At 42.1% G+C, this 23,679-nt stretch carries 24 protein-coding genes and 2 tRNA genes; 17 read left to right on the top strand and 9 right to left on the bottom strand.

The genetic code is table 11. From position 1 onward, the window contains the following. Window positions 1–3: 3 nt before the first annotated feature. Window positions 4–477, bottom strand: coding sequence for an Lrp/AsnC ligand binding domain-containing protein (locus R2S08_RS04185; protein ID WP_133779189.1), 474 nt, complete (start codon window positions 475–477; stop codon window positions 4–6). 154 nt (window positions 478–631) lie between these two features. Between R2S08_RS04185 and R2S08_RS04180 the strand changes: the two genes are divergently transcribed. Then, a tRNA-Asp gene (locus tag R2S08_RS04180) sits at window positions 632–739 on the top strand. Between the two features lie 74 nt (window positions 740–813). Then, window positions 814–959 (top strand) — tRNA-Asp (locus tag R2S08_RS04175). A 63-nt stretch (window positions 960–1,022) separates the two neighbouring features. Here the strand turns inward: R2S08_RS04175 and R2S08_RS04170 are convergent. Further along, the gene (locus R2S08_RS04170; protein WP_316833978.1) at window positions 1,023–2,615 is read right to left on the bottom strand and encodes a TPM domain-containing protein; all 1,593 of its coding nucleotides are present in this window, start codon (window positions 2,613–2,615) and stop codon (window positions 1,023–1,025) included. 469 nt (window positions 2,616–3,084) lie between these two features. On the opposite strand from R2S08_RS04170, the gene R2S08_RS04165 reads away from it, so the two are divergent. Genes R2S08_RS04165 through R2S08_RS04155 form a run of 3 tightly spaced genes read left to right on the top strand, consistent with a single transcriptional unit; the run spans window position 3,085 to window position 5,118 of the window. Next, a complete protein-coding gene (locus tag R2S08_RS04165) occupies window positions 3,085–3,690 on the top strand; it encodes a GIN domain-containing protein (protein WP_316833977.1) in 606 nt (201 codons plus the stop codon). 10 nt (window positions 3,691–3,700) lie between these two features. After that, window positions 3,701–3,898 (top strand): hypothetical protein, encoded by a 198-nt coding sequence (locus R2S08_RS04160; RefSeq protein WP_316833976.1) that lies wholly within the window; start codon window positions 3,701–3,703, stop codon window positions 3,896–3,898. Window positions 3,899–3,912: 14 nt separating this feature from the next. Continuing rightward, window positions 3,913–5,118 (top strand): multidrug effflux MFS transporter, encoded by a 1,206-nt coding sequence (locus R2S08_RS04155; RefSeq protein WP_316833975.1) that lies wholly within the window; start codon window positions 3,913–3,915, stop codon window positions 5,116–5,118. 5 nt (window positions 5,119–5,123) lie between these two features. On the opposite strand, the gene R2S08_RS04150 is transcribed toward R2S08_RS04155, so the two are convergent. Both R2S08_RS04150 and R2S08_RS04145 read right to left on the bottom strand, forming a co-directional pair. Next, on the bottom strand, window positions 5,124–5,954 hold the full coding sequence (locus R2S08_RS04150) for an NAD(P)H-binding protein (RefSeq protein ID WP_316833974.1): 831 nt from the start codon (window positions 5,952–5,954) through the stop codon (window positions 5,124–5,126). 66 nt (window positions 5,955–6,020) lie between these two features. Continuing rightward, the gene (locus R2S08_RS04145) at window positions 6,021–6,839 is read right to left on the bottom strand and encodes a helix-turn-helix transcriptional regulator (protein ID WP_316833973.1); all 819 of its coding nucleotides are present in this window, start codon (window positions 6,837–6,839) and stop codon (window positions 6,021–6,023) included. Between the two features lie 164 nt (window positions 6,840–7,003). Between R2S08_RS04145 and R2S08_RS04140 the strand changes: the two genes are divergently transcribed. From R2S08_RS04140 to R2S08_RS04095, 10 genes are all read left to right on the top strand, one after another. After that, entirely contained in the window at window positions 7,004–7,858 is an 855-nt protein-coding gene (locus tag R2S08_RS04140; protein WP_316833972.1) for an SPFH domain-containing protein, read from the top strand. Between the two features lie 2 nt (window positions 7,859–7,860). After that, on the top strand, window positions 7,861–8,037 hold the full coding sequence (locus R2S08_RS04135) for an Arc family DNA binding domain-containing protein (protein WP_108550476.1): 177 nt from the start codon (window positions 7,861–7,863) through the stop codon (window positions 8,035–8,037). A gap of 279 nt (window positions 8,038–8,316) precedes the next feature. Further along, entirely contained in the window at window positions 8,317–8,766 is a 450-nt protein-coding gene (locus R2S08_RS04130) for a cytochrome B (protein WP_133779197.1), read from the top strand. Between the two features lie 234 nt (window positions 8,767–9,000). Then, window positions 9,001–10,407 carry an anthranilate synthase component I family protein gene (locus R2S08_RS04125; protein WP_316833971.1) on the top strand — a complete coding sequence of 469 codons (1,407 nt, stop codon included), beginning with the start codon at window positions 9,001–9,003 and terminating at the stop codon, window positions 10,405–10,407. Window positions 10,408–10,416: 9 nt separating this feature from the next. Then, window positions 10,417–10,989 (top strand): anthranilate synthase component II, encoded by a 573-nt coding sequence (locus tag R2S08_RS04120; protein WP_133779199.1) that lies wholly within the window; start codon window positions 10,417–10,419, stop codon window positions 10,987–10,989. Beyond that, window positions 10,986–11,777, top strand: a complete 792-nt coding sequence (gene trpC, locus R2S08_RS04115) for an indole-3-glycerol phosphate synthase TrpC (protein ID WP_316833970.1) — start codon at window positions 10,986–10,988, stop codon at window positions 11,775–11,777. The genes R2S08_RS04120 and trpC overlap by 4 nt, the downstream gene beginning before the upstream one ends. A gap of 23 nt (window positions 11,778–11,800) precedes the next feature. Next, window positions 11,801–12,991 (top strand): GTPase HflX, encoded by a 1,191-nt coding sequence (gene hflX, locus R2S08_RS04110; RefSeq protein WP_316833969.1) that lies wholly within the window; start codon window positions 11,801–11,803, stop codon window positions 12,989–12,991. A 22-nt stretch (window positions 12,992–13,013) separates the two neighbouring features. Next, a complete protein-coding gene (rbfA, locus tag R2S08_RS04105) occupies window positions 13,014–13,388 on the top strand; it encodes a 30S ribosome-binding factor RbfA (protein WP_108550482.1) in 375 nt (124 codons plus the stop codon). 24 nt (window positions 13,389–13,412) lie between these two features. Beyond that, a complete protein-coding gene (locus R2S08_RS04100) occupies window positions 13,413–14,117 on the top strand; it encodes a peptidoglycan DD-metalloendopeptidase family protein (protein WP_316833968.1) in 705 nt (234 codons plus the stop codon). A gap of 54 nt (window positions 14,118–14,171) precedes the next feature. Then, window positions 14,172–14,825, top strand: coding sequence for a TonB family protein (locus tag R2S08_RS04095; RefSeq protein ID WP_316833967.1), 654 nt, complete (start codon window positions 14,172–14,174; stop codon window positions 14,823–14,825). A gap of 8 nt (window positions 14,826–14,833) precedes the next feature. Here R2S08_RS04095 and R2S08_RS04090 read toward each other — a convergent pair whose 3' ends face one another. Next, window positions 14,834–15,694, bottom strand: coding sequence for a diacylglycerol/lipid kinase family protein (locus R2S08_RS04090; protein WP_316833966.1), 861 nt, complete (start codon window positions 15,692–15,694; stop codon window positions 14,834–14,836). A 64-nt stretch (window positions 15,695–15,758) separates the two neighbouring features. On the opposite strand from R2S08_RS04090, the gene R2S08_RS04085 reads away from it, so the two are divergent. Then, window positions 15,759–16,766 carry an App1 family protein gene (locus R2S08_RS04085; RefSeq protein WP_316833965.1) on the top strand — a complete coding sequence of 336 codons (1,008 nt, stop codon included), beginning with the start codon at window positions 15,759–15,761 and terminating at the stop codon, window positions 16,764–16,766. Here the strand turns inward: R2S08_RS04085 and R2S08_RS04080 are convergent. The 3 genes from R2S08_RS04080 to R2S08_RS04070 all read right to left on the bottom strand — a co-directional run bounded on the left by R2S08_RS04080 (window position 16,731) and on the right by R2S08_RS04070 (window position 19,828). Continuing rightward, window positions 16,731–17,930, bottom strand: coding sequence for a DUF1501 domain-containing protein (locus R2S08_RS04080; protein ID WP_316833964.1), 1,200 nt, complete (start codon window positions 17,928–17,930; stop codon window positions 16,731–16,733). The two genes, R2S08_RS04085 and R2S08_RS04080, sit on opposite strands and share 36 nt — an antisense overlap. Window positions 17,931–17,951: 21 nt before the next feature. Further along, complete coding sequence (locus R2S08_RS04075) at window positions 17,952–19,376, bottom strand: DUF1800 domain-containing protein (RefSeq protein ID WP_316833963.1); 1,425 nt, start codon at window positions 19,374–19,376, stop codon at window positions 17,952–17,954. 83 nt (window positions 19,377–19,459) lie between these two features. Next, a complete protein-coding gene (locus R2S08_RS04070) occupies window positions 19,460–19,828 on the bottom strand; it encodes a YccF domain-containing protein (protein WP_108550489.1) in 369 nt (122 codons plus the stop codon). 135 nt (window positions 19,829–19,963) lie between these two features. Between R2S08_RS04070 and aat the strand changes: the two genes are divergently transcribed. Next, window positions 19,964–20,602 carry a leucyl/phenylalanyl-tRNA--protein transferase gene (gene aat / locus R2S08_RS04065; RefSeq protein WP_316833962.1) on the top strand — a complete coding sequence of 213 codons (639 nt, stop codon included), beginning with the start codon at window positions 19,964–19,966 and terminating at the stop codon, window positions 20,600–20,602. Here aat and R2S08_RS04060 read toward each other — a convergent pair. Next, window positions 20,599–23,496: a DEAD/DEAH box helicase gene (locus R2S08_RS04060; RefSeq protein ID WP_316833961.1), complete on the bottom strand. Its 2,898-nt coding sequence runs from the start codon at window positions 23,494–23,496 to the stop codon at window positions 20,599–20,601. The two genes, aat and R2S08_RS04060, sit on opposite strands and share 4 nt — an antisense overlap. Window positions 23,497–23,679: the final 183 nt, after the last annotated feature.

Below are 23,679 nucleotides of genomic sequence, written 5' to 3'. Positions count from 1 at the left end.
AGTTTACAATTCAATCTGCCTTCTGATGCTTTCTTCCAGGGAAATTAACGTCTCTGTACGCTGTATGCCGGCAACAGCTTGTATTTCTTCATTTAAAACATGTCTTAGATGGCTGGTGTCCCTGCAAATGATTTTGGCAAACATGCTGTAGGCTCCGGTGGTGTAATGAAGTTCTACCACTTCTTTAATTCTGCTAAGCTGTTCTACTGCATCTTTATATTGTATCCCTTTTTCCAGGTAGATACCGAGAAAGGCACAGATGTCGTATCCTGCTTTCTGTGGGTCAATGATCAGGTGAGAGCCTCTGATGATGCCCATTTCCTGTAGTTTTTTCATTCTGACGTGTATGGTTCCCCCAGAAACAATCAAATCTTTTGCAATTTCTGTATAAGGTTTTGTGGCATCCTGCATGAGTTGTTTGAGGATGTCGATATCCAGGTTATCAATTTCTGAATTTTGGCTTTCTTTTTTTATCATGTATTTTATATTTGGTAATCAAAAGCGAATATAATTACAAAAATTATAAAAATAAAATTAATTGTTTAAAATATTTGCAACGTATTAGAGGTCTTGTTACATTTGTATCAAGCAAACGATAAAAAAACAAGTTCTTTAACATTTGCTTACCTACTGTAGGGTGGTGGAATTGGCAGACGCACCTCCTTGTCTCGGTGGTGGAGATTATGGAAAACCCGAAAGGGCTAACCACTCCTTGAAGGTTCGACTCCTTCCCCTACAGCGATTTATAAAGTAAGTTATAAAAAATCAACCTAAACCAAAGCTTACTTCATAAGAATACGTACATTAATATCATGTTGGGTGGTGAAATTGGCAGACACACCTCCTTGTCTCGGTGGTGGGGATCATGGGATAAACACAGTTTATGGGTTGACCACAAATTAATTTTTTGAACTGAGGCTAACTTCCCCTTGAAGGTTCGACTCCTTCCCCAACAGCCAGTTTTTTTATGAATAATAAGTTAGTTAATTGAGCGGACCAGGATTGGCCGCTCTTTTTTTGTTTTACCAGCTGCTTCCTGCGCCACCACCACCAGATGATCCGCCGCTGCTTGTGCTGCTGGAAGAACTGCTGGAGGAGGAGCTGCTGGAGGAACTGCTGCTTGAAAAGGAAGAAGAACTGCTGTCATCGCTGGAAACGGAGATCTTGGCAATCTCAAATTTGACCGAATCTTTAAATTTGCAGTTCGCACATATGGAATAGGTATAGCCATAACCTTCCGAATAGGTCGTGGCAGATTTTATCACCTTCCTTTTATCAAACTTTAAGGTAATGAAATGGCATTCAGGGCACTCCCTGGCTGTAGACTTGATGTTTTTGTAGTCCAGTATCAAGTGCTCTTTACAGGAGGTACATTCCCAGACATCATAATCAATGGAGTCTATACGTTCTTCTGTAAGCTGGCCTTTGGATAAAAACTGATCTTCCTGGTCGTCATCCAGACAAACCATGGGCTTCCCGCATTTTTCGCAGTCCAAGGGGGTATTTCGCAGTTGATATAATCTTTCTTTATAGCTCTTCCAATAGAATTTTAAAAATGGATAAGGAAATATTTTTAAGACAGCATGTTCCATCGAGGCATGTGTTTCCTGCCATTTTAAATACTGTTCATGTGGGCTTAGGTTTTTCAGTGAAGATTTTAAGATGGAACTTAAAATGAAGAAATGCAAGTGGATATAGATTAACAGGAACAGGTAGAAAATAGCAAGGCCTCTAAGGATAAACCAAAAGCCAGGAAGGGGATCCATAAAACTGATCCAGATGACAAGTGCGGAAGGCACTAAGACCAGGAAGTAGGAGACGGGATTTAGCCATTTCTTCTTAAAGCGATATCCATTTAAGCTTGAGCCTAGTGCAGCGGCAATGCCGATATAGAAGATCAGGATTGGAATAAAGATAAGGAGGGCAATAAGGCCAGGGCCTTTCTTTGAAGGGGAAGATGCCTGGAGGTTTTGTGTGAGTGGTCTTTGATTCTCCACATATGCTGTGGCACTGTCTGCAACAGCCAGGCTGGTCTCTGGTGTGCTTGGCGGAGCAACTGCAACTGCAACAGTGCTGTCGGATGGGGCTAATTCTGGCTGGTCTTCATTTTTTAATCTGGCCATTACCGCGTCCACTCCCGAAAGGATGGCGCTGTCAAAATCATTGTTCTTTGCATGGGGGATCATACTGTCTTCCTGGATCCTTTTGCAGATCATATCCGGGAGCATACCTTCCAGTCCATAGCCAGTTTCAAATTCAATTCTCTTTTGGTCTTTCACCACCAGGATCAGTAATCCATTATTGGTGTCTTTGCGGCCGATTTTCCATTTTCTGAACAATTCATGTGCAATGTCTTTGGGTACATGATCTCCGATACTTTGAACAAAGACGACATCGATATGTGCAGTCCCGGCCTGATCCAGTTTGCTGAGTTCGTTGTTCAGTTTGGATACGGTTTCGGGGGAAAGTATATGGTCAGGGTTGCTGACATAAGTTTCCGAGAGCGTTTTCGGATCCGGGATAGCTTCAAGTATGTTGTCTTTTGTTTGTGGGCTTTTACAGCTGGCGAAAAACAAAAGACTGATGGTAAAAAATAAACAGGCAGATTTTATCATAAACGATCAGTTTTTATAGAGGTAAATATAAGGCTTTGCTGAGGATAATACTGCCTTGGAACTTTTCAGGATATAAAATCAAGAGCTATTTGTCGACTGTAATTGCCTGTTGGTCGATCACAAGACCGGAGTGGTCTATTGGTGCACGACCCTACTGCAACGTTTTTGCCTTTCTGCAGTCTTATTCCCAAAAAACAGAAGATAGTAATAGCCTCAGGGCTTATAAGAGCTTGCCGAGCCAGCCCATCGTGGCTGGGGAGGTGCAAGGTGAATAATAATAGGACGCGGTTTGGTGGATGCCAACCGCTTTCTTTTTTGCAGGAGTTTTAAAAGGAAGACTTGTCGGTTAAAATTGGCCTTTCGTCGTTTTTTCGGCCTAGCTTATATAATACTGCTGATTGATGTGCAACGTTTTGATTTTCAATGTGGTCTTATCGAAAAAAGAACATCAAAATTTCAAAAAAACGATATGAAAACTTTAATCAAAACCCTATTTGCTGCAGTTATGACTATTATTGTTGGAGTTTCTGCCGCCGCTACTACTTCATTTGCAAATGAAGGTACAAAAAGTCTTGTGCTTGCTGATACTTCAGATTATTCTATGCTTAAAATCAGCGGCAATGTAAAGGTTTATCTCCGCCAGGGCAGCCGCGACCGTATATTTACAGAATTTGCCGAAGATCGTGATCGTGTATCTTTTAAGCGTAGAGGCCCTAAGCTGCTGATCCATTCCACTGCGGCAGAATCTATTGTCGTTTTTGTGACTGTAAAAGACTTGAAAAGGGTTGAACTTTGCGATCAGGCAATTGTAGGATCACAGGGCAGTCTGAACTTTCCTATATTTCAGGTGCTGTTGAAGGATCAGGCAGAGGCGAATTTAAAGATATGTGCAGGGGACTTGTATACCGTTGTTAATGATCAGGCGGTGTTGAAACTGAGCGGTTCTTCTGACAATCACACGATAAAGAAAGGAAAGTTTTCCACGCTGAAATTGCAACATTTTGCTTGTTCAAATACCGAAACCCTTCCCTCTGAAGAGGCCTCTCTTGCCTTTTTAAAGGAGGATCAATTTTAGCATTTAAGGGATGCTTAATGGAAAAACTTGTGTAACTGGATTTGGTTGGGTAGATTTGTCCATGAGCAAAAAGGACGTTAAAAAAAGTAAAAGTATTAAATTTAAGCTGCCAAGAAAGCTTAAAAAAGCGCAAACAAAGGCACGTTTAAAGCAGGCTTCAGAATATCTTTGGGCGGAGCTTGCCAAGGGCTTTGAACAAAAAGGCTAAGCCGGATTACTTTCATGGCTGGTTCTAAAAAGTTCTATACCATTCTCATTCTGGGGTCTTTGTCTGCGCTTGGGCCATTTTCTATCGATATGTATTTGCCTGGATTCGACTCCATTGCAAAGGACTTGCATACCAATATTCCTAATGTTGCCCTTTCCTTATCCAGTTTTTTTATTGGAATATCTGCAGGGCAGTTACTTTATGGCCCTCTTCTGGACAAGTTTGGAAGAAAGAAGCCATTGTATTTTGGCTTGGTCTTGTACATTCTGGCCTCTATAGGCTGTTTAGCCGTAAAGGATATCAATCAGCTGATTGTATTGAGGTTTGTTCAGGCTATCGGAAGTTGCGCAACAGCAGTGGCATCTGTGGCCATGATACGCGATCTTTTTACGGTTCAGGAAAGTCCTAAGGTCTTTGCCTCTATTATGCTGGTGATTGCAGTTTCACCTATGCTTGCGCCAACGGCCGGAGGGTATCTGATTGCTGGCCTGGGATGGCCCTATGTGTTTGTTTTTCTGGCATTGATGGCCTTGGCGATGCTCTTGTCTGCTTTCTTTTTTCTGCCGGAGAGTTATAAACCTGATCCTGGATATTCATTGAAGCCGGGGCCAATTATCAGAAGTTTTTTAATGGTTATAGCTGAACGTCAGTTTTATACTTATGCACTGATTGCTTCCCTGGCTTTCGCAGGTCTGTTTGCTTATGTATCGGCATCACCTATCGTATTTATGAACTTGTATGGGGTAAGTAAAACGGGATATGGATGGATCTTTGCATTGTTGTCTGTCGCGTTTATAGGTTCCAGTCAGGTAAATAGTTTGATGCTGAGGTGGTTTAGCAGTAAAAAGATTGTTTCTTTTGCTTTGGTCGCGCAGGCATTGTGCAGTGGATTGTTCTTAATTGCGGCTCATCAGGGCTTGCTTAATTTGTATAGTACTATTGCTTTTATTGCGTTGTACCTGGCTTGTCTGGGCTTGATTAATCCAAATGCGGCTGCGCTTTCTCTTGCGCCTTTTAGTAAAAATGCAGGCAGTGCTTCTGCCTTGATGGGGGCCTTACAGATGGGATTGGGTGCGGTGGCTTCTGTAATAGTCAGTTTGTTTCCGGAAAAATCGACCTTACCTATGCCATTGATTATGACTATTTGTGCTTTTTCGGCATTAATTTGTTTGTTTCTTTATAAGGAAAGAAACAGAAGTATAGAGAGCGTTAATTCGTAGTTATTCTAACTTTTCCAAATCCCGGATTCAATTGTTTTTTTGATGTATTCCGAAAAATCTGTTGGTTTCCTTTTGAGCATGTGTTCCAGACCATCAGTAAGGTGCGCGTTTCTTCCATCCAGCACTTCTGAAAAGAGATAATTGAGTAAGGAGATGTATTCTTCTGGAACCTCAAAAGACCGAAGCAAGTCTGTGTAAGACTGAAGAGAAACTTGTTCATAGACAATCGGTTTTTCCAAGGCACTGGCTATTTCTTCAATGGCTTGAGGAAAGGTTAAAAGGCGGGGGCCTGTCAGTTCATAGAGTTGATTTCGGTGTTCATTGCTGGTGAATGCGGCTACAGCCGCTTCGGCAATATCACTGGCATCGATGAATGGTTCTTTGGTGTCTGCGGTAGGCAGTACAACGTGTCCAGCCAATATGGGATCGATAAGAAAACTTTCACTGAAATTCTGAGCGAACCAGCTGGCCCGGAGAATCGTCCAGTCTAAGCCACTTTGTCTTACAATTTCCTCGCAATGTTCAGCTTCCGGTTCTCCTCTTCCTGATAGCAGAACGACTTTCTTTATCCCGTTGCGGGCAGCGAGTGAAGTAAATGCCTGAATGCAGTCTGAGGCTCCTGGAACTGCGAGGTCAGGCTGGAAGGAGAGGTAGACCGCATGCACGCCCCGGAGTGCCGGAGTCCATGTGTCCTGGTCTTCCCAGTCAAAAGGAATACTGGCAGACCTCGAGCCGATTCTTACTGGCAGACCGAGCTGTCTAAGCTGTTCTGCAATTCTTTTACCTGTTTTACCGGTACCTCCAAGTACCAAAATGAGTTTGTCTTTGCTTTCCATAGTTTTAATCTTTACTTCAAAACTAGGGGATGACTGATGGACAAAATAGAACAAAACCGACAGGTTTTACGAAGGGCAGAGTTGACGTAGGTTTTCTACGATTTCAAGCGATTTTTTTTGGTATTGAAAAGGGGAAAATCCGGCAAATTCTTTAAAGGAGCGGATGAAATGTGACTGGTCAGCATAATTATTTTCATAAGCGATATCTGAAAATTTATTGTACTCATTCTTTCTTAGTTGTATTAAAGAGGCTTGGAAGCGGCAAATTCTGGAGAAAAGTTTTGGAGAGATGCCTGTATAGGCTTTGAATTTCCTTTCCATACTTCGCTCTGACAGGCCGAGGTCGTCTTGCAGTCTTTTTAATGAGGCAAGGCCCTTAGACTGGATGATTTGTGTGAGTGCATGTTTCATGGTTGCGTCCTGCAAATGAAGGCTGCTTTGTCGCTCTATATTCAGGTAGTGAAATAGGATTTCAAGCTGGTCATTGGCGGCAGGAGCATACAAAAGCTGGTCTGAGAGGACCGGATGTTTCTTTTTGATGAGTTCCTCTAAATTTAAACAGGAGTCCGTGAGTTCTTCAGCAGGAAGACCAAATAGCGTTTTTAGAGCATTGGGGTAAAAATGGATGCCAATGGCCTGGAAATTTCCGCTGAGCTGTAGTTCTGCATAATGGGTGCTTTGCCCGAAAAGGAACAGGTCAGATAGTTGTTTGCTTCCCTGGTAAAGGGTTCCTACACTTTTCGGCTGGTAGATGAGGCCTGGACAGCCGTCAGCCATTGTCCTGAAGGGGGTGATGTTGGTTTCTGTGTGGGTGCTTTCCAAGGTCCAGCAGTACCTGATGTGGTCTCTAAGGTGCTCCGGAGGTAGAATTTCTTGATAGTTCATGCTTTAACACTTTAGTTATTAGATACATCTGTCTGGGTTTTGTTAACCGCATTTGAATATAAATTTCAAATTTATTTCTTTTTTTAAGAAAAACTGAAACAAAAACCAGAGAATATTGTCTATGTTTATGATATCAATTTAATATCATTTAAATATTGAGCAAAATGAAAACAGAAAGTACTGTAAATCCTTTTAATGGCTATGTTGCTATAGTCATTCTGATTCTTGCCGCGGGTCTGCTGACCTTTGGTATAGTAATGCAATCCGTTGGATTGATTATCGCTTCGGCTTTAATTATTATTTTAATTGCTAAGGGACTGATCATCGTAAGCCCGAACAGTTCAAAGGTGTTGTTGTTGTTTGGAAAATACAGGGGAAGTGTAAAGCAAAATGGCTTGTTCTGGATCAATCCATTGTTTACCCGGTTTACGTATTCACTAAGGGCCAGAAACTTTGAAAGTGAGAAAATTAAGGTGAACGATAAAATGGGGAATCCGATCCTGATCAGTGTAATTTTGGTTTGGCGGGTTAGAGATACGTTTAAGGTGGCTTTTGAAGTGGATAATTATAGTGCCTTTATTAAGATACAATCAGACTCTGCGGTACGTAAGCTGGCTGGTTCTTTTCCTTATGATCATTTTGAAGATGAAACAGCTACTGTAACCTTGAGTACAAATTTTGATGATGTGAACCGTGCCCTTGAAAATGAGCTGGCAGAGCGTTTGGAGATCGCTGGTATAGAGGTGATCGAGTCCAGGATCGGTTATTTGGCTTACGCGCCGGAAATTGCGCATTCTATGCTGAGAAGGCAGCAGGCTTCGGCTGTAGTTGCTGCGCGGCATAAAATTGTTGAGGGTGCCGTTGGAATGGTTGAAAGTGCTTTAAATTTGCTTTCCGAAAAACATATTATAGAATTTGATGAGGATAAGAAAGCAGCCATGGTGAGTAATTTAATGGTGGTGCTTTGTGGGGATAGTGAAACTAAACCGGTGATCAATACCGGAACTTTAAATCAGTAAAGATGGCCGAAAAGAAATCATTTGCATTGAGAATTGACGCAGAGACAATGAAGGCTATTGAGAAATGGGCTGCTGATGAATTTCGTAGTGTTAATGGCCAGATTGAATGGATGCTTCACAAGAGCCTTAAGGACGCGAAGCGTTTGAAAGGGAAAACAGAGAGTGGTTTGGATAAGTAGAGGGAATTTTTGGAAAATTCTGTACAACTGCTTCAAGACTGACGATATCAGGCGGGCTGAAGAAGCCCGCAGATCTCTGAGGTCTTTCCGCAGTGTACGAGAATTTTCCTTAGCAAATTGCAGAGGGGGGGAGGCCGGGCATGGCGTTGAGCGTAGAGAAGCAGGGAGTAGAGGAATACAGGGAGTAGAGAAGAGGGGAGTAGAGAGTAGACTGAATGTAAATTAAAGCGCAAATTTTTGCTGTAAGAAGGAATTGGTTAGATTTGAAAGAAAAAAGTTATGGGTTTAAGTGAAATCTTAAAAAGCGCGCACTCAGGTTGGCGCTATGTAGTGTTAATTCTCCTTATTGTTGCTATTGCCAATGCCTTTTCAGGTTGGTTGGGCAAAAAGGCGTATACTGAAGGCAATAGAAAGCTGAATGTTTTTACGCTGATCAGTTCTCATATACAGTTGCTTATGGGCTTGATTCTTTATTTCATGAACAACTGGTACAAAGCAGACAGTTCTGTGGCGATGGCCAGATACTGGAAAATGGAGCACATTAGCATGATGATCTTTGCTGTAATTTTAATAACGGTGGGTAATGCACGCTCTAAACGTTTTGATAATCCAGCGGCTAAACATAAAACCATTGCGATTTATTTTACACTGGCCTTAGTGATCATTGTTGCCGCAATCTATGCCATGACAAGGGCCGATGTTTCCCGTTCGTTCTTTGGAGTATCGTAAATTTTACAATTTTATTTTGACTTCTAAGTTTTATTTATATTTTTGTTGCTCATGATCAACAATATACATACATGGCAGTGGCGTGGTAATTCCGAAAAGAGTTTCGTCGCAGCTTTGTGTACCTTATAGTTTATCAACCTAAACCAACCACATTTCTAACCCGACGTTACACAACGTCGGGTTTTTTTGTATTTGGACTTTTTTGATTTTTAAAAATGATGTTATAAATAATTTATGAAAGGCAACATTACGATCCACACTTCTTTCAAAAAGAGGCTCGCAGATACCACCACTCCGGTGAGCATCTACCTTCGGTTAAGAGATGTATTCCCCAATACCATCTTGCTGGAAAGCTCTGACTATCACAGCAGAGAAAATTCTGTAAGTTATGTTTGTGCAGACCCCGTAGCTGGTATTGTGCTGAAAGACGAGGTGCTGTCTGTCTATTATCCGGACGGGAGCAGGGTAGAGAAAACTGATTTTAATCTTATAGAAGAGATAGATACTTTTAAATCTGAATTTGATCATAAATCAGATACAGATGGCCGTTATATTTCCTCGGGGCTTTTTGGTTATTTTACCTGGAATGCTGTGCAGCATTTTGAAGATATTTCTCTGACGGCCACTGCTCCTGAACAGGAGACCATTCCTGTGATGCAGTACCATGTGTACCGATATATCATTGCGGTTGATCACTTTCGCAATGAGATCACGCTGTTCAACAACAGTTTTAATGGCGGAGAAAATGTAGATCTGGAAAAGATCGAATACCTGATCCAGAATAAAAATTTCCCTGAATATAACTTTAAGATTGAGGGAGAAGAAAGCTCCAATTTGACAGACCAGGGTTTTATGGACATTGTGGAGAAGATGAAGAAACATATCCTAAGAGGCGATGTCTTTCAAATCGTTCCATCAAGAGCATTTAAGCAGGGTTTTTCTGGTGACGAATTTAACGTATATCGTTGTTTGCGTTCCATTAATCCTTCTCCTTATCTGTTCTATTTTGATTATGGAGACTTTAAGCTTTTTGGTTCTTCGCCGGAGGCCCAAATTACGATTAAGAACAACACGGCAAATATCTTTCCGATCGCAGGTACATTTAAACGCACAGGAAATGATCAGGAGGACGCTGAAATTGCGAGGAAACTGGAGCAGGATCCTAAAGAAAGTGCAGAACATGTGATGCTGGTCGATCTGGCGAGGAATGACCTGAGCAGACATTGTAATCAGGTGCAGGTGAAATCTTTTAAGGAGGTTCAGTATTATTCTCACCTGATCCATTTGGTATCTAAGGTGAGTGGAAACCTGCAGGAAGGAACTTCAGCAATTAAGGTTGTGGCGGACACCTATCCGGCGGGGACTTTAAGCGGGGCTCCAAAATATAAGGCGATGCAGCTGATTGATCAATATGAAGGATTGGGACGTAATTTTTATGCGGGAGCCATTGGGTATATGGGCTTTAATGAAGAATTTAACCATGCCATCATGATCCGGACCTTTATGAGTAAAAACAATGAGCTGCATTACAGGGCGGGTGCCGGTATTGTGGCAGATTCTGTTGCGGAGAATGAACTGAACGAAGTAAATAACAAAATTGCTGCCCTTCGGAAAGCAGTACAAATGGCAGTGGAGATTTAAGAAAAATATATGAAGAAGAAAGTATTGGTTATAGATAACTATGACTCTTTTACCTACAACCTGGTACATCTGGTGAACGAAATTGGATACGAGGTGGAGGTTTGGAGAAACGATAAATTTGAGCTTGCGGATGTAGACCGTTTCGATAAAATTCTTTTGTCTCCAGGACCTGGTATTCCTGTGGAAGCAGGTTTGCTGTTGGAGGTGATCAAAACGTATGCTGGAAAGAAGAGCATTTTTGGCGTATGCCTTGGACAACAGGCTATTGCGGAAGCTTTTGGAGGTAATTTATTGAATTTAGGCCGACCTATGCATGGCATTGCGACGCCCATCAACGTTCTGGATCCTGAAGAGTTGACTTTTAAAGATTGCCCTGAAGTGATCAATGTGGGCAGATACCACTCCTGGGTAGTCGATACGGCAGGTCTTCCTTCTGTTTTTACAGTAACGGCTACAGATAAAGACGGACAGATCATGGCGCTGAGACACAAGGAGTTTGATATAAGAGGGGTGCAGTTTCATCCGGAGAGTGTATTAACAGAATATGGTAAACAAATGATGCAAAACTGGTTAGAATCATGAACATCCTGGATAAAATAGTTTTACGCAAGCGAGAAGAGATACAGCTGGCCAAACAGAAAGTCAGTATACAAGAACTGGAAACGGCACTGCATTTTGAACGTCAGCCTTACCGGTTTAAAGATTTTTTAAGGGATGACCAGCGGACGGGCATTATTGCTGAATTCAAGCGTCGTTCTCCTTCCAAAGGCATTATTAACGACCGGGTGACGGTAGAAGAGGTGACTACGGCATATGCTGCTGCGGGCGCTTCTGCAATTTCTGTCCTGACGGATGTTGATTTTTTTGGCGGTGACCCTTCAGATCTCCTGAAGGCCAGGGCTGTTAATCAGGTTCCTTTATTGAGAAAGGATTTTATGGTAGACGAGTACCAGATTCTGGAAGCAAAAGCCTGGGGGGCAGATATTATTTTGTTGATTGCTGCAATTCTGACACCAAAAGAAATTGCAGCATTGGCAGCTACGGCAAAAGGGCTTGGTTTAAATGTGCTTTTGGAAGTGCATAACCAGGAAGAACTGGAAAGAAGCATTTGTGGTGATCTGGATGCGATTGGTGTAAACAACAGGAACCTGGCCGATTTTACGGTAAATATCCAGACTTCTTTTGATCTGGTAGACCGGATTCCGAATGATTTTATGAAGATTTCTGAAAGTGCCATCAGTCATACCGATACGATTAAGCGTTTAAAGACCGCTGGATTTAATGGATTTTTGATTGGAGAGAACTTTATGAAAACCGAAGATCCGGGAGACGCAATGCGCCAGTTTGCCAGAGATTTAATCTCGGTATAACTTTTGTATCTTTGCAGGGATACATGGGAAAACAAAAATTTTATGATACCGCACTTAAACAGGAACGCGCTGTACTTGTTGGTGTGATCAGGCCGGGGGAAACCCCGGAAGAGACCAAAGAATATTTGGATGAACTGGCTTTTCTGGTAGATACAGCAGGGGGAAGGGTAGAGCATGTGTTTACACAGAAAATGCTCCGTCCGGAACGTGCTACCTTTGTTGGTACCGGTAAACTGGAAGAAATACAGGCTTATGTGAAGTCTGAAGAGATAGATATGGTGGTGTTCGATGATGAGCTTTCACCTTCCCAGCTTAGGAACATTGAGCGGGAACTGCAGGTGAAGATCCTGGACCGAAGCAACCTGATCCTGGATATTTTTGCAGGAAGGGCTCAAACAGCACAGGCCAAGACGCAGGTGGAATTGGCACAACTTCAGTATTTGCTGCCAAGATTGACCCGGTTATGGACTCACCTGGAGCGCCAGAAGGGTGGTATCGGGATGCGTGGGCCTGGTGAAACTCAAATTGAGAGTGACAGACGGATGATTCTGGAGAAGATCTCTTTATTGAAAGGCCGGTTGAAACTCATTGATAAACAGAATGAGACGCAGCGGAAAAATAGAACACAGTTGATCCGGGTGGCTTTGGTGGGCTATACCAACGTAGGAAAATCTACGATCATGAACATGTTGTCTAAATCAGAAGTTTTCGCGGAGAACAAATTGTTTGCGACACTGGATACAACGGTTAGAAAGGTCGTTATTGACAATTTGCCTTTCCTGCTTTCAGATACGGTTGGATTTATTCGTAAATTACCGCATCATCTGGTGGAATGTTTTAAGTCTACACTTGATGAGGTAAGGGAAGCGGACATACTGATCCATGTGGTGGATGTGTCACATACCAGCTTTGAAGACCAGATTGGCGTGGTCAATGAAACATTGAAGGACCTGGGGGCAAGAGATAAGGATACGATTATGGTGTTCAATAAGATTGATGCCTACGTGAGCCCGGAACCAGTTGAAGAAGGGGAAGATCATGTGCCATTTACTTTGGCTGAGTTTAAAAAGAGTTGGATGGCACATCATAATGCCCCGGCTTTATTTATCTCCGCACTGCACAAAGAAAATTTAGAAGAGTTTAAGCAGTTATTGTACGATAAAGTGGTGGACTTGCATACGCAGCGTTATCCTTATGATAAGTTGTTATATTAATATTTAAGTGGAGGATTAGATTATGGAAAGTAAAAGACAACAGAAATTTGCAGGGGTATTACAGGAAGAACTGGCAGCGATTTTTCAACGCGAAGGGGCTGCATATTTACCCAATACATTAGTTACCATTACCAAAGTCCGGGTCTCACCTGATCTTGCCGTAGCGAAAGTTTACCTTAGCTTTTTGAATACGAATAACACGGCGTTATCAGTTGCAACAGTAAATTCACATTCAGGAGAGATCCGTTATAAACTGGGTTCCAGGATCAGGCACCAGGCGCGGATTGTTCCCACCCTTACTTTTTTTGTAGACGATACGAATGAGTACGTGGAGCATATGGATAAAATCTTTGATAAGATTTCTAAAGACAGAAAAGATACAGATCAGGAGGGGTAAAAGCCTCCTTTTATTTTACCAGGAATGACACTTTCGGAACGCTTTGAAACTTATTTTGAAAGAAAGGATATCTCTATAACGCAGGTTGTGGATTTTGATCCTGAAAAGGATGCTTTATATCCCTTTGATTTTACAAAAAACAATCTCGAGCTGACAGACGATGTGTTGAGAGATACCGCAAAATTTTCGGCCTGGGTAGCGCATAAATTGCAGGAAAACCAATGTCGTTACGGAATTGGGGGATATGGGGAACATAGAACCATATACGCCCGGAGTGCACATTTTGATACCGCTGAAGAGCCGCGCCGTTTGCATCTCGGAGTAGATATTTGGGGCCCTGCCGGAACGCCGGTATATAATTTTCATGAGGCCGTGGTACATAGTTTTAAGTTTAATGACCATTTTGGTGATTATGGGGCAACAATCATTTTAAAATATGATTTTGAAGGATTGGTGGTGTATGGGCTTTACGGTCACTTGAGTCTTGCGTCTTTAAAAGGTTTGTATGAAGGACAGTTGATCGCTGCGGGAACAGCTTTTGCGTCTTTTGGTATTCCGGAAGAGAATGGTTACTGGCCACCGCACCTGCATTTTCAATTGATGTTTAGCATGCGCGGGCTTAAGGGAGATTATCCCGGAGTCTGCAAATTTTCTGAACGTGCGGCTTATCTGGCCAACAGTCCGGATCCAAATCTGATTCTGAGACATAGTCTGTGTCATTCAGTTTAACGTAAACTTTCTGGTTTAAATTCTTCTGCTGGTTTAATTTATGTAAATTAGGGTATGACAAAGATGTTCATTTCCTTTTTTCTGCTGATGGGTTTTTCCTGTGCTGCACAACAGCCGGAGTTTAAAGGTGGGCTGGAAACTTTTGTGCGCGCAAATACCGTTTATCCTCCGTATTCACAAGCCAATTGCATTGAAGGGCGGGTAACGATTAATTTTAAACTGGACCAGCAGGGCCGGGTATTTAATGCTTTTGTGAAATCTGGTATAGGTACGGATCTGGATGATGAAGCCCTTCGTTTGATCCGGATGAGCAGTGGTAAGTGGAAGGTGCCTGCGGATTATGATACGACTTATGTATTGGTTGTACCTGTTAATTTTAAACTGGATGGATATGACTGCGGTAATAAAAGTAAAGCCGAGATCCAGCAAGCCATTAATGCCTATAAATCAAGTGATGCATTGGCCAGTGCCGTGTTGAATTTTTATATCAATAAGGAAAAAGGCGTTTATAATGCAGCTGATGAACCTAAAATTCTGGCCCTGAGAAAAGAACTGGGTTACGATAAGGCCTATATGGAGCAGAGAATTAAAGATGGCATGGCCAAACTCAAACAGAAAGACAAGGAAGGCGCTTGTGAGGATTTCCTTTTTGTAAAGCACATGGGCTTTGATCTTGCAGATGAGCAATTGCAAAAGTATTGCAGGTAAGCAAAAATCTATATAATAATCTGAATGGCCAAGGGTAGCAATTCGGCACTAATCTGTTTGACCTTTCCCATATATTCTCCATCGACCTGGAAATGTACCAGGTGCTTGGTTTGGATATTGATTTTTTTGGTAGGAAAGGTCTCGATTTTTTCCGGGTTGAAAGGAAGAGAGGTGAATCTGATTTTCAGGATTTCGGCGATGGAGTATTGTTTAATGAGGATGACTTCGAAAAGGTCATCATCTAGTTTTCCTTCTGGATTGATTTTTACCCCCGTGCCATACATAGTTGCATTGGCGATAACGACCATGGCTGCCTCAGACTTGATGTCCTGGTCGCCCATTTTCAATTCCACGTTCATTTTATGATTTTTCCATAATGCATGCCAGGATGCTTTTGCATAAGCCCACATGCCCCTTTGAGGGAGGTCATCGAATTTTTTTATAACATAGGCATTGAATCCGATATCAGATAAATGGATGCAGAGCTCTCCATTGATTTTAACGACATGGATGCTTTGGGGACTACCCTGGATACAGCGGTCAAGGGCCAGGTTAATGTCGGTGGGGATGCCCAGTTCCCGGGCCATGCCATTGGCAGATCCGGTGGGGATGATCCCTATAGGGGTACCGGAATTGAGCAGGCATTCAGCCACCAGCTTTAGTGTCCCATCTCCGCCTACGGCAATTACGCGGGTTGGATCGGCCTTTTTTATCGCTGTTTTAATTTGCCTGGAATCGCAGTTCTTTGGGAGTTCAAAAATCTCTATATTATGATCTTTATCTGCAAAGAAATTCGTGATCAGGGCATGAAGGTCCAGATTATGGCTTCCGGATCCGGGATTGACGATAAAAAGCAAGGTATGTTTCAAGGCTGTTTTTGTTTAATTTGTTGCTTAGGACAAACAACGGCGCCGCCACTCTGTTTGATTTATAATGAAGAATTCTGTTAGCGTAAAAATTTATCATGGTTATGGACATACCCATAATTTGGTGGTATACGGCCATGTGTTTAAATACAGAGCAAGTACAAAGCAGGTATTCAGTAATAATCTACTGGTTAATATCCTTCATCTGTTGAGGCTTTTCGTGCTAAAACCCTTTCCGTTTACCAAGGTCAGGCTTCATTTTAATGGAGATGTGATCGATCAGACTACGGAATATGACGGCTTTTTTAAATTTGAATGGAGTGCCACGACAAATATTGCTGCGGGCTGGCATCAGGTGAAAGTGGAGGCTTTAGGAGAGAACGGAACGGTTATCGCAGATAGCTGGGGAAAGATCTATGTGCCTCACATTACCCAATATGCTTTTGTCTCGGATATTGATGATACCATCATGGTTTCCCATTCGGCTACAATAGGCCGGAGGTTAAGAGAGCTTCTGATCAAGAATCCGCATACGAGAAAGACTTTTAAGGATGCCAGACTACATTATGAGCTATTGGCTTTTTCGCATACAAGTCCGGATCAACCCAATCCTTTTTTCTATGTGTCCAGCAGTGAATGGAATCTTTATGATTATCTGGTGGAGACCTTCCGTTTTAATCAATTGCCTGAGGGTGCTTTTTTGCTGAATCAAATTAAACGCTGGGGCAACCTGATTCGAACCGGAAAAACGGGACATGAAGGAAAATTGCTTCGGGTGATGAGAATCCTGGATGCTTTTCCTAATCAGAAATTTGTTTTTTTTGGCGATAACTCGCAACAGGATCCTGAAATTTACACCAGTATCGCTGCACGCTATCCTGATCATATCGAAGCAATCTATATTCGGAACGTGCGTCCGGAAAATTTCAGTTCCGCAAGAAGCAGGCTGGAGAAGGCCGAACTTCAGGGGATTAAAACCTGCCTGTTCAACGAGAGCGGAGAAGCAATTTTGCACTCCAGGAAAAATGGTTTGATCAGCTTAGATGAAATCGAGGGTGTTAAACCGTTGATTTAAGATCTGTGCATTATTTACATCGAGCCATTTGTCAAGGATTGTTCCATAAACCTGCCTGAAATCTACCTGGTATTTTAAATCACCGGCCTCCAGATCTTGTAAATTAGGGGCTGGGTTATAAATGCCTTGTTTTTTTAGCTTTCCGCCAAACAGGAACATGCTGTTTGCTGTACCATGATCGGTTCCGTTGCTGGCATTTTGTTCTACTCTTCTGCCAAATTCTGAAAAGGTCAGGACCAGGGTATCGTCTAGTTTGTTGTTCTGTTTCAGGTCTTTCAGAAAGGCATTGATGCCTTCTGCATATTGCTTAAGGAGCCTGCCCTGTTGTGGACTTTGATCTACATGAGTGTCAAAGCCACTTAAGGAAACGTAATAGACCCGGGTTTTAAGCCCTGAAGAGATAAATTTTGCAACAGTTTTCAGTTGACCGGCAAATCCGGTTGAAGGATAGGCAAAGCTATCCTGATAGATTTTGGAGGTGTTTTGGATATAGCTGGCAGAAGAGGAGGTTTCAATCATGGTTTTGTAGAGGTAGCCCAGATTGTCTTCATCGAGGTGCTCTTTATCGTTGTTCATCATCTCCTTAAAAAAAGGCTCGTTGGTATTTCTGAATAAGGCCGCGGGATCCTTAAGCGCAATTCCTTTCTTGGTTTTTCCTTTCATCGCAAGCGAGAGGCTGTCGTCGACCTCTATAGCCGTATAAGGAAATTTACAACTCTGGCAATTGGAGTCCAGGTAGCGTCCGATCCAGCCGGTAGAGAGGAATTGGTTTGCATCACTTGCGGTTTGCCAAATGTCCATGGATCTGAAGTGGGAACGATCCGGGTTAGGGTAACCTACGTCATTAATGATGCTCATCCAACCCTGGTCGTAGATTTCTTTAAGTGCAGAAAGATTCGGGTTAAGGCCTTGCATGTCGTCCAGCTTGATCAGGTCCTGGGGCTTTATGGCAATGTTTTTTCTTTTTTGATAATAGATGTCATTTCCAAATGGAATGACCGTATTCAGGCCATCGTTGCCACCGGAAAGCTGTACCACCACCAGGTTCTTATATAAGGTTAATTCATCTAAGGCAAGGGCTTCAAATGGTTTAATGAAGGCTGGCACAACAAAGGTTCCTGCGGCAGTGAGCATGGAGTTCTTTAAAAAATCTCTTCTTTTCATCGTGTTTTCTCCTTAAATGGTTTAGCAAAGCTGGTATTCTGGTGTACTGGTAATTTCTATGGCTGTTTTTTTTAAATCAGAGCTGTTGGCAGTCAGACTTTTGATTTTGCTGCCTGGTGTTGGCTGCAACAGGAATGCTGTCAGATCTGCGGTACTACAGTTTTTAGGTAGGGTGCTCAGGAATTTTTCCCAGTTGGCCTCCGCATTGATGTATGATTTTTTCTGAATTTTGGGTTTCCTGTTGATGGCCAGAAGTGCTTCTTCTTCCGGATCTGCTTTCGCATTGAAATCAATTAGTCCGTCGTTTAAGACGAGAGATGGGATTTTCATTCTCAACATCAGCGAAGAGCTGTCTATCCAACTTCTGCCACCCGGCCACCCGGCTACATTGGGTGGATTGAAAAGATATTGACCAAGGCTGCTTTGCAGTTGTATCAAGACCTGAGGTTTATTATAGGTGACGAAAAATTCCCTGCTGAGTCCAACGAGAAGTTCTGCAGGTGATTTGATCTTATTGCCGGTATTCTCGGGGCTATAGAACCATTCTGCTTCAAACATTTTTTTCATGACCGCAGAGATGTCATATTTCTGGTCATAAAAGCAGGAAGAAAGTTCTTGAATATGGGCCTCATTGGGCGTGTCGCTTACAAAGAAAGTGTAAAGTTTGCGGCAGATGAATGTGGCGGTTGCTGGTTTTTCCAGGATCAGGTCAATAATGGCCTCTCCATCGAAATTTCCGGTTTTTCCAAAGAAGACTTTGCTCCCGGTATCATGTATGTTGGGTTTGAATTCGAAATCGCCGTCTTTATTGTAAGTCCAGCCTGTAAATGCCCTGGCAGACTCGCGGATGTCTTGCTCGGTATAATTGCCCCGGCCAATGGTAAACAGTTCCATAAGTTCCCGTGCGAAATTCTCATTGGGGTGGTTCTTTCTGTTTTGCTGGTTATTGAGGTACTGCAACATTGCGGGAGATTTGGAAACCTCTATCAGTAATGTTTTAAAGCTTCCTAAGGCATATTTCCTTTGAATATTATTCAGTTGCTGGGAAAATAAAGGATTGCCTGAACGGCAGGCAAAATGGCCATGCCAGAACAAGGTCATCTTCTCCAGTAAGGGGGCATCCGTAGTGATCATCCTCTGGATCCATTCAATGTTGAGGTCTCTTCCTTTCTGACTGATCTTCCGGATAATTTCCTGCCGTTGTTCTTTTTCTTCCGGACTGAAATCTTTTTTTCCGTTCAGACCGGCTTGCATGAGCAATTGTTGCCGGGTTTCGGAAGCATCCACGGTGCTCAGATCGTTGATTTTTTGAGCATTGGAGAAGAGTTCTTTGATGGATTTATGCAGATTTTTTTTGCTGAGGTGCTCCAGCTCAGGATATGCAATTCCGAATCCTGCCCGGTTGTAGAGGTGCTTGACTTTAAAGAAGTTTTCCTTTTTATCCATAGCAATAGGAACTTGATGTCCTGATAAGACTCTGTTTTCACCGATAAGTTTAAAGCCATTTTAGAAAGAAATCAAAAGAAACGCTAACTTATTGATTTTCCAAAGGGGGAGAAGGCAAGGTTCATGAGCTTAAAATGTTGTCTGCCAAAGGGAATACCTATGATGGTAAGGCACAGTAAGATGCCGAAAAACAAATGGGTAAGCGCAATCCAAAATCCTCCAAAGAGCAGCCAAATGATGTTCATGATGGTAGAAAGACAACCTGTGTTGGAAGAAGTATCTGTAATGCGGACACCAAAGGGGGCCAGGCCTACAAATGCAAATTTGAAACATTGGAGTCCAAAGGGAATGCCAACGATGGTGAGGCACAGGATCAGACCCCCGAAAATATATTCAAGAAAAATGAAAAAACCTCCGAAGATGATCCAGATGATATTGCCTATTAAATTCATTGTATGCTCTTTTTATTAAGATAGTATTTAATAAATTTAGTTACATTAATTTTATCTGTTTATTTTCTCAGATGGAGACTTAGAGGATTAAAATAATTATTTTAATCGTACCGGGTTTATGTTTTAATATTGCATATGGTTTTCAAACTACTGGAAGATGAGATTGTATTTCCCGATCCTGCACTTGCCGATCCTGATGGATTGCTGGCAATTGGAGGTGATCTGCATATGGAACGCTTACTGCTGGCCTATGAGAACGGAATCTTTCCCTGGTTTAGTGAAGATGACCCGATCTGTTGGTTTTCTCCTCATGAACGTTGCGTGATTTTCCCTGAAAATCTTAAAGTCAGTAAAAGCATGAAGAAGGTCTCTAAAGATGGGGTATTCCGGATCAGCATGAATGAGGCATTCAAAGAAGTCATTATGCATTGTGCCTCGGTGGAGCGCAAGGATCAGAATGGCACCTGGATCACTTCCGAAATGCAGGAGGCTTACATCAATCTGCATGTAAATGGTTATGCGCACAGTGTGGAAGTCTGGCAGGGCGACAAACTGGTTGGCGGCCTGTACGGAATTCTTGTTAACCGTGTCTTTTGCGGGGAAAGCATGTTCAGTCTGGTTAGTAATGCTTCAAAAAGTGCCCTGATCTGGCTTTGTGAACGGAGCAGATTGCTCATGATAGACTGTCAGATGCCGAATGATCATTTGATGAGCCTTGGGGCAGAAATGATTGACCGGGAAACGTATTTAAAATGCCTAAAAAGAAAAGCTTAGTTGAGCAATTCCCGGATATCTTCTTTGCTTAAGGATTTAAAAAAGCTTTCTTCTGTAGTGATCAGGGAACTGGCCAGTCTTTTCTTTCTGTTTTGCAGAGAAAGAATTTTTTCTTCTACAGTATCCCGTGTAATGAATTTATAAATGAAGACTTTTTTGTCCTGGCCAATCCGGTGTGTCCGGTCAATGGCTTGCTGTTCTACGGCCGGGTTCCACCAGGGATCAAGAATAAATACATAATCTGCCTGAGTCAGATTCAGACCTACGCCACCCGCTTTGATAGAGATAAGGAAGACTTTAAGGTTTTCATCCTGTTGGAATTCGGCCACAATTTCACCTCTGTTTTTTGTGGACCCATCCAAATAGGCATAGGGAATATGTTCGTTTTCCAGATGACGCTTAAATATACCCAGGTGTTTCACGAATTGAGAAAAGATCAATACTTTATGACCTCCTTTAAGCACATTGTCCAGGGTATGTACTATGCTTTCAAATTTTCCGGAATCTGAGGTATAGGTGTCGTCTATCATCGATGGATGATTGGCAAGCTGCCGAAGGGCGGTAAGACCCTGCAAAAGCTGGACCTGCTTCTTTGCATAGGTGCCATCGTCCATGCTGCTGAGCAGATCGTTGCGATATGCTGATTTTGTTTTTTCGTAATAGCTGGCCTGATCTTCGCTCATATCACAATAGAAAACCTGTTCAGTTTTGGCTGGTAACTCTTCAGCAACCTGTTCTTTGGTTCTTCTTAAAACAAAGGGTTTGATGATGGCCTGAAGTTTTCTGGCTTTTTCTTCATCCTTTTTCTTTTCAATGGCTTGCACATACTCTTCATTAAAGAAAGCCTGGGTGCCTAGAAGGCCTGGATTCAGAAAGGTAAGTTGTGTCCAGAGATCAGCTACCGAGTTTTCTACAGGTGTACCACTCAGGATAAGTCTGTGTTTTGATTTTAAAGACCTTACAGACTTAAAGGATTTGGAAGAGGGGTTTTTAATATTTTGACTCTCATCCAGTATAATATAGTTGAAATAGAAATCTTTCATCAGGGCGATATCAACCCGGGTGATGCCATAGGTGGTAATGACCACATCATAACGAATGAACTGGCTTACATCTTTATTCCTGGAACTTCCCGTGTGGGAGAGGATTTTTAGCTTGGGGGTGAATTTTTTGGCTTCGTTTAGCCAGTTGTAAATTAAGGAGGTTGGCATAATGATCAGGGAAGTGCCTGGGGTGGCATTTCTCTCATTATCCTCTTTTTGTTTCTGTAACAGGGCCAAGGTTTGAATGGTTTTACCCAATCCCATATCGTCTGCAAGACAGCCTCCAAAATTATACTCTCTCAAGAAGCTGAACCAGTTATAACCAGCCTTTTGATAACTTCTAAGGTCTCCTTTGAAATGCTCCGGCATTTGAATGTCGGAAATGTTTTCAAAGTCATTTAGTTTTTGAAGTTTACGATTGAGCGTGACATTGGTAATGCTGTCTTCAGAAAGATCATTAAGCAGTCCTATATGATGTTTTTTTAATTTCAGCGATTTGCTGCCTTCCGAGAGGCTGAACAAGGTTCCATATTTACTGAGCCACTTGTCAGGAATAATTGCAATAGAGCCATCGGGAAGGATGAATTCTCTTTTTTTCTGCAGAATATGCTGTTTGAGTGCCAAAAACGGAATGGGATGGTTGCCAAAATACACAATCGCATTGATGTCAAACCAGTCGTTGTTTTCGCTGACCTCGAAGTCAATTTTATTGGTGGCGAAAAGGAAGCGTTTTGTTCCGGTAGCCTGCTCTACTTCATAGCCCTTTTCTTTGAGTTCTTCTAAGTGTTCGTTAACCCAGTTGAGCAGTCCATAGGACTTATCCTCTTGCTCTCCGGGATCGTGTAGCTCCAGATTATGGAATAAAGCACTTGTTTTCTTTAATCCTGATTTGAGCAATTCACTGAATTTGCTTTTTTCCCAGTCTGTATTTCTTTTGATCCGGGTAAATATATAGTTGTCTTCTGTTTTATGGACTCTAACGGTCACCTTGCGTTCATTATCCATGGCAAAGGCATATGAACCATACCTGAAATATAACTGCAGTTGTGAAATCCCACCTTCGACGTAGATGATTTTAAGAATGGCTACGGGCTCGTGTTTTTCTGTTTTGATTTCAAAACCTTCCGCGTAGACATGATATTTCTCAATCAGAGGGGCAACAAACTTCTCAAAATAGGTGCCTTCAGTGGCTTTTGGTATGGTAATAAAGCGCTTGTTGAGAAATGGTTGTAGCTTTTTACCCTCTATATCCTGTTCGAAAAAGTACAGCACGTCATTTAAAAGCAGCCATGCGGGTTGGTTACTAACTACCTGCGCTTCTTTAAACATAAAATCTATCCGCATTCCCTGATATTTTATCGTTGGGAAATAACGGGTTTCCGTCTCGTTCCTTCTAAAATGGAAAAGAATGGTTGCAGGCTCAGCAGCAATTTCAATTTCTCTTTCTGCCGGCCATCCGTCTTTTCCCATCAGGTATAAGGAGTCGGTAACGGCAAGAATAGATAAAACCTCTGTAAGTTTTTTTTCAATCTTTGGGCGCACAGTGTCGTAAAATTTCTCATCAAAGAATTTACTAAAAAACTCCAGTGGCCGGATTTGTTTCTTATGGTATTTTTTAATGATATAGTCCTGTTCCGTCTCATCGAGGATTTTGATAATCTTTAAATCGGTTTCAGACAGATGGCGGGCAAATTCTTTTGCGGTATGACTAAAAAGCCGTTGGTAGGTTAGAGAAAAATCACCCTGAGGATTAAGTTGAACCATATGAGGCTCAATTACATAGCCTAAAAACTCATGTTTGCATAAGGAATAAACGATTTTACATGGTTTGGAGCTATCTACGCGTAACATAGGTTAAAAGTTAAAACAAAAGGAGGATAAGCATATAAAAATCTTTAAACTTACATCAAATTGAAATGCTTTCAAAAAAAAGTATATAGAAGAAAAGCCATTTTTTAAAATAGACGAAATAACGCATCTGAAATACAAAAAAAGCGGCCTTGAAAAAGCCGCTTTTGAAAAAAACAGAGGTGT

Origin of the sequence: Pedobacter nutrimenti, assembly GCF_032678445.1 — a bacterium.
In the GTDB taxonomy this organism is placed as follows: Bacteria; Bacteroidota; Bacteroidia; order Sphingobacteriales; family Sphingobacteriaceae; genus Pedobacter; species Pedobacter nutrimenti_A.
This window is presented reverse-complemented; position numbering and strand designations above follow the sequence as displayed.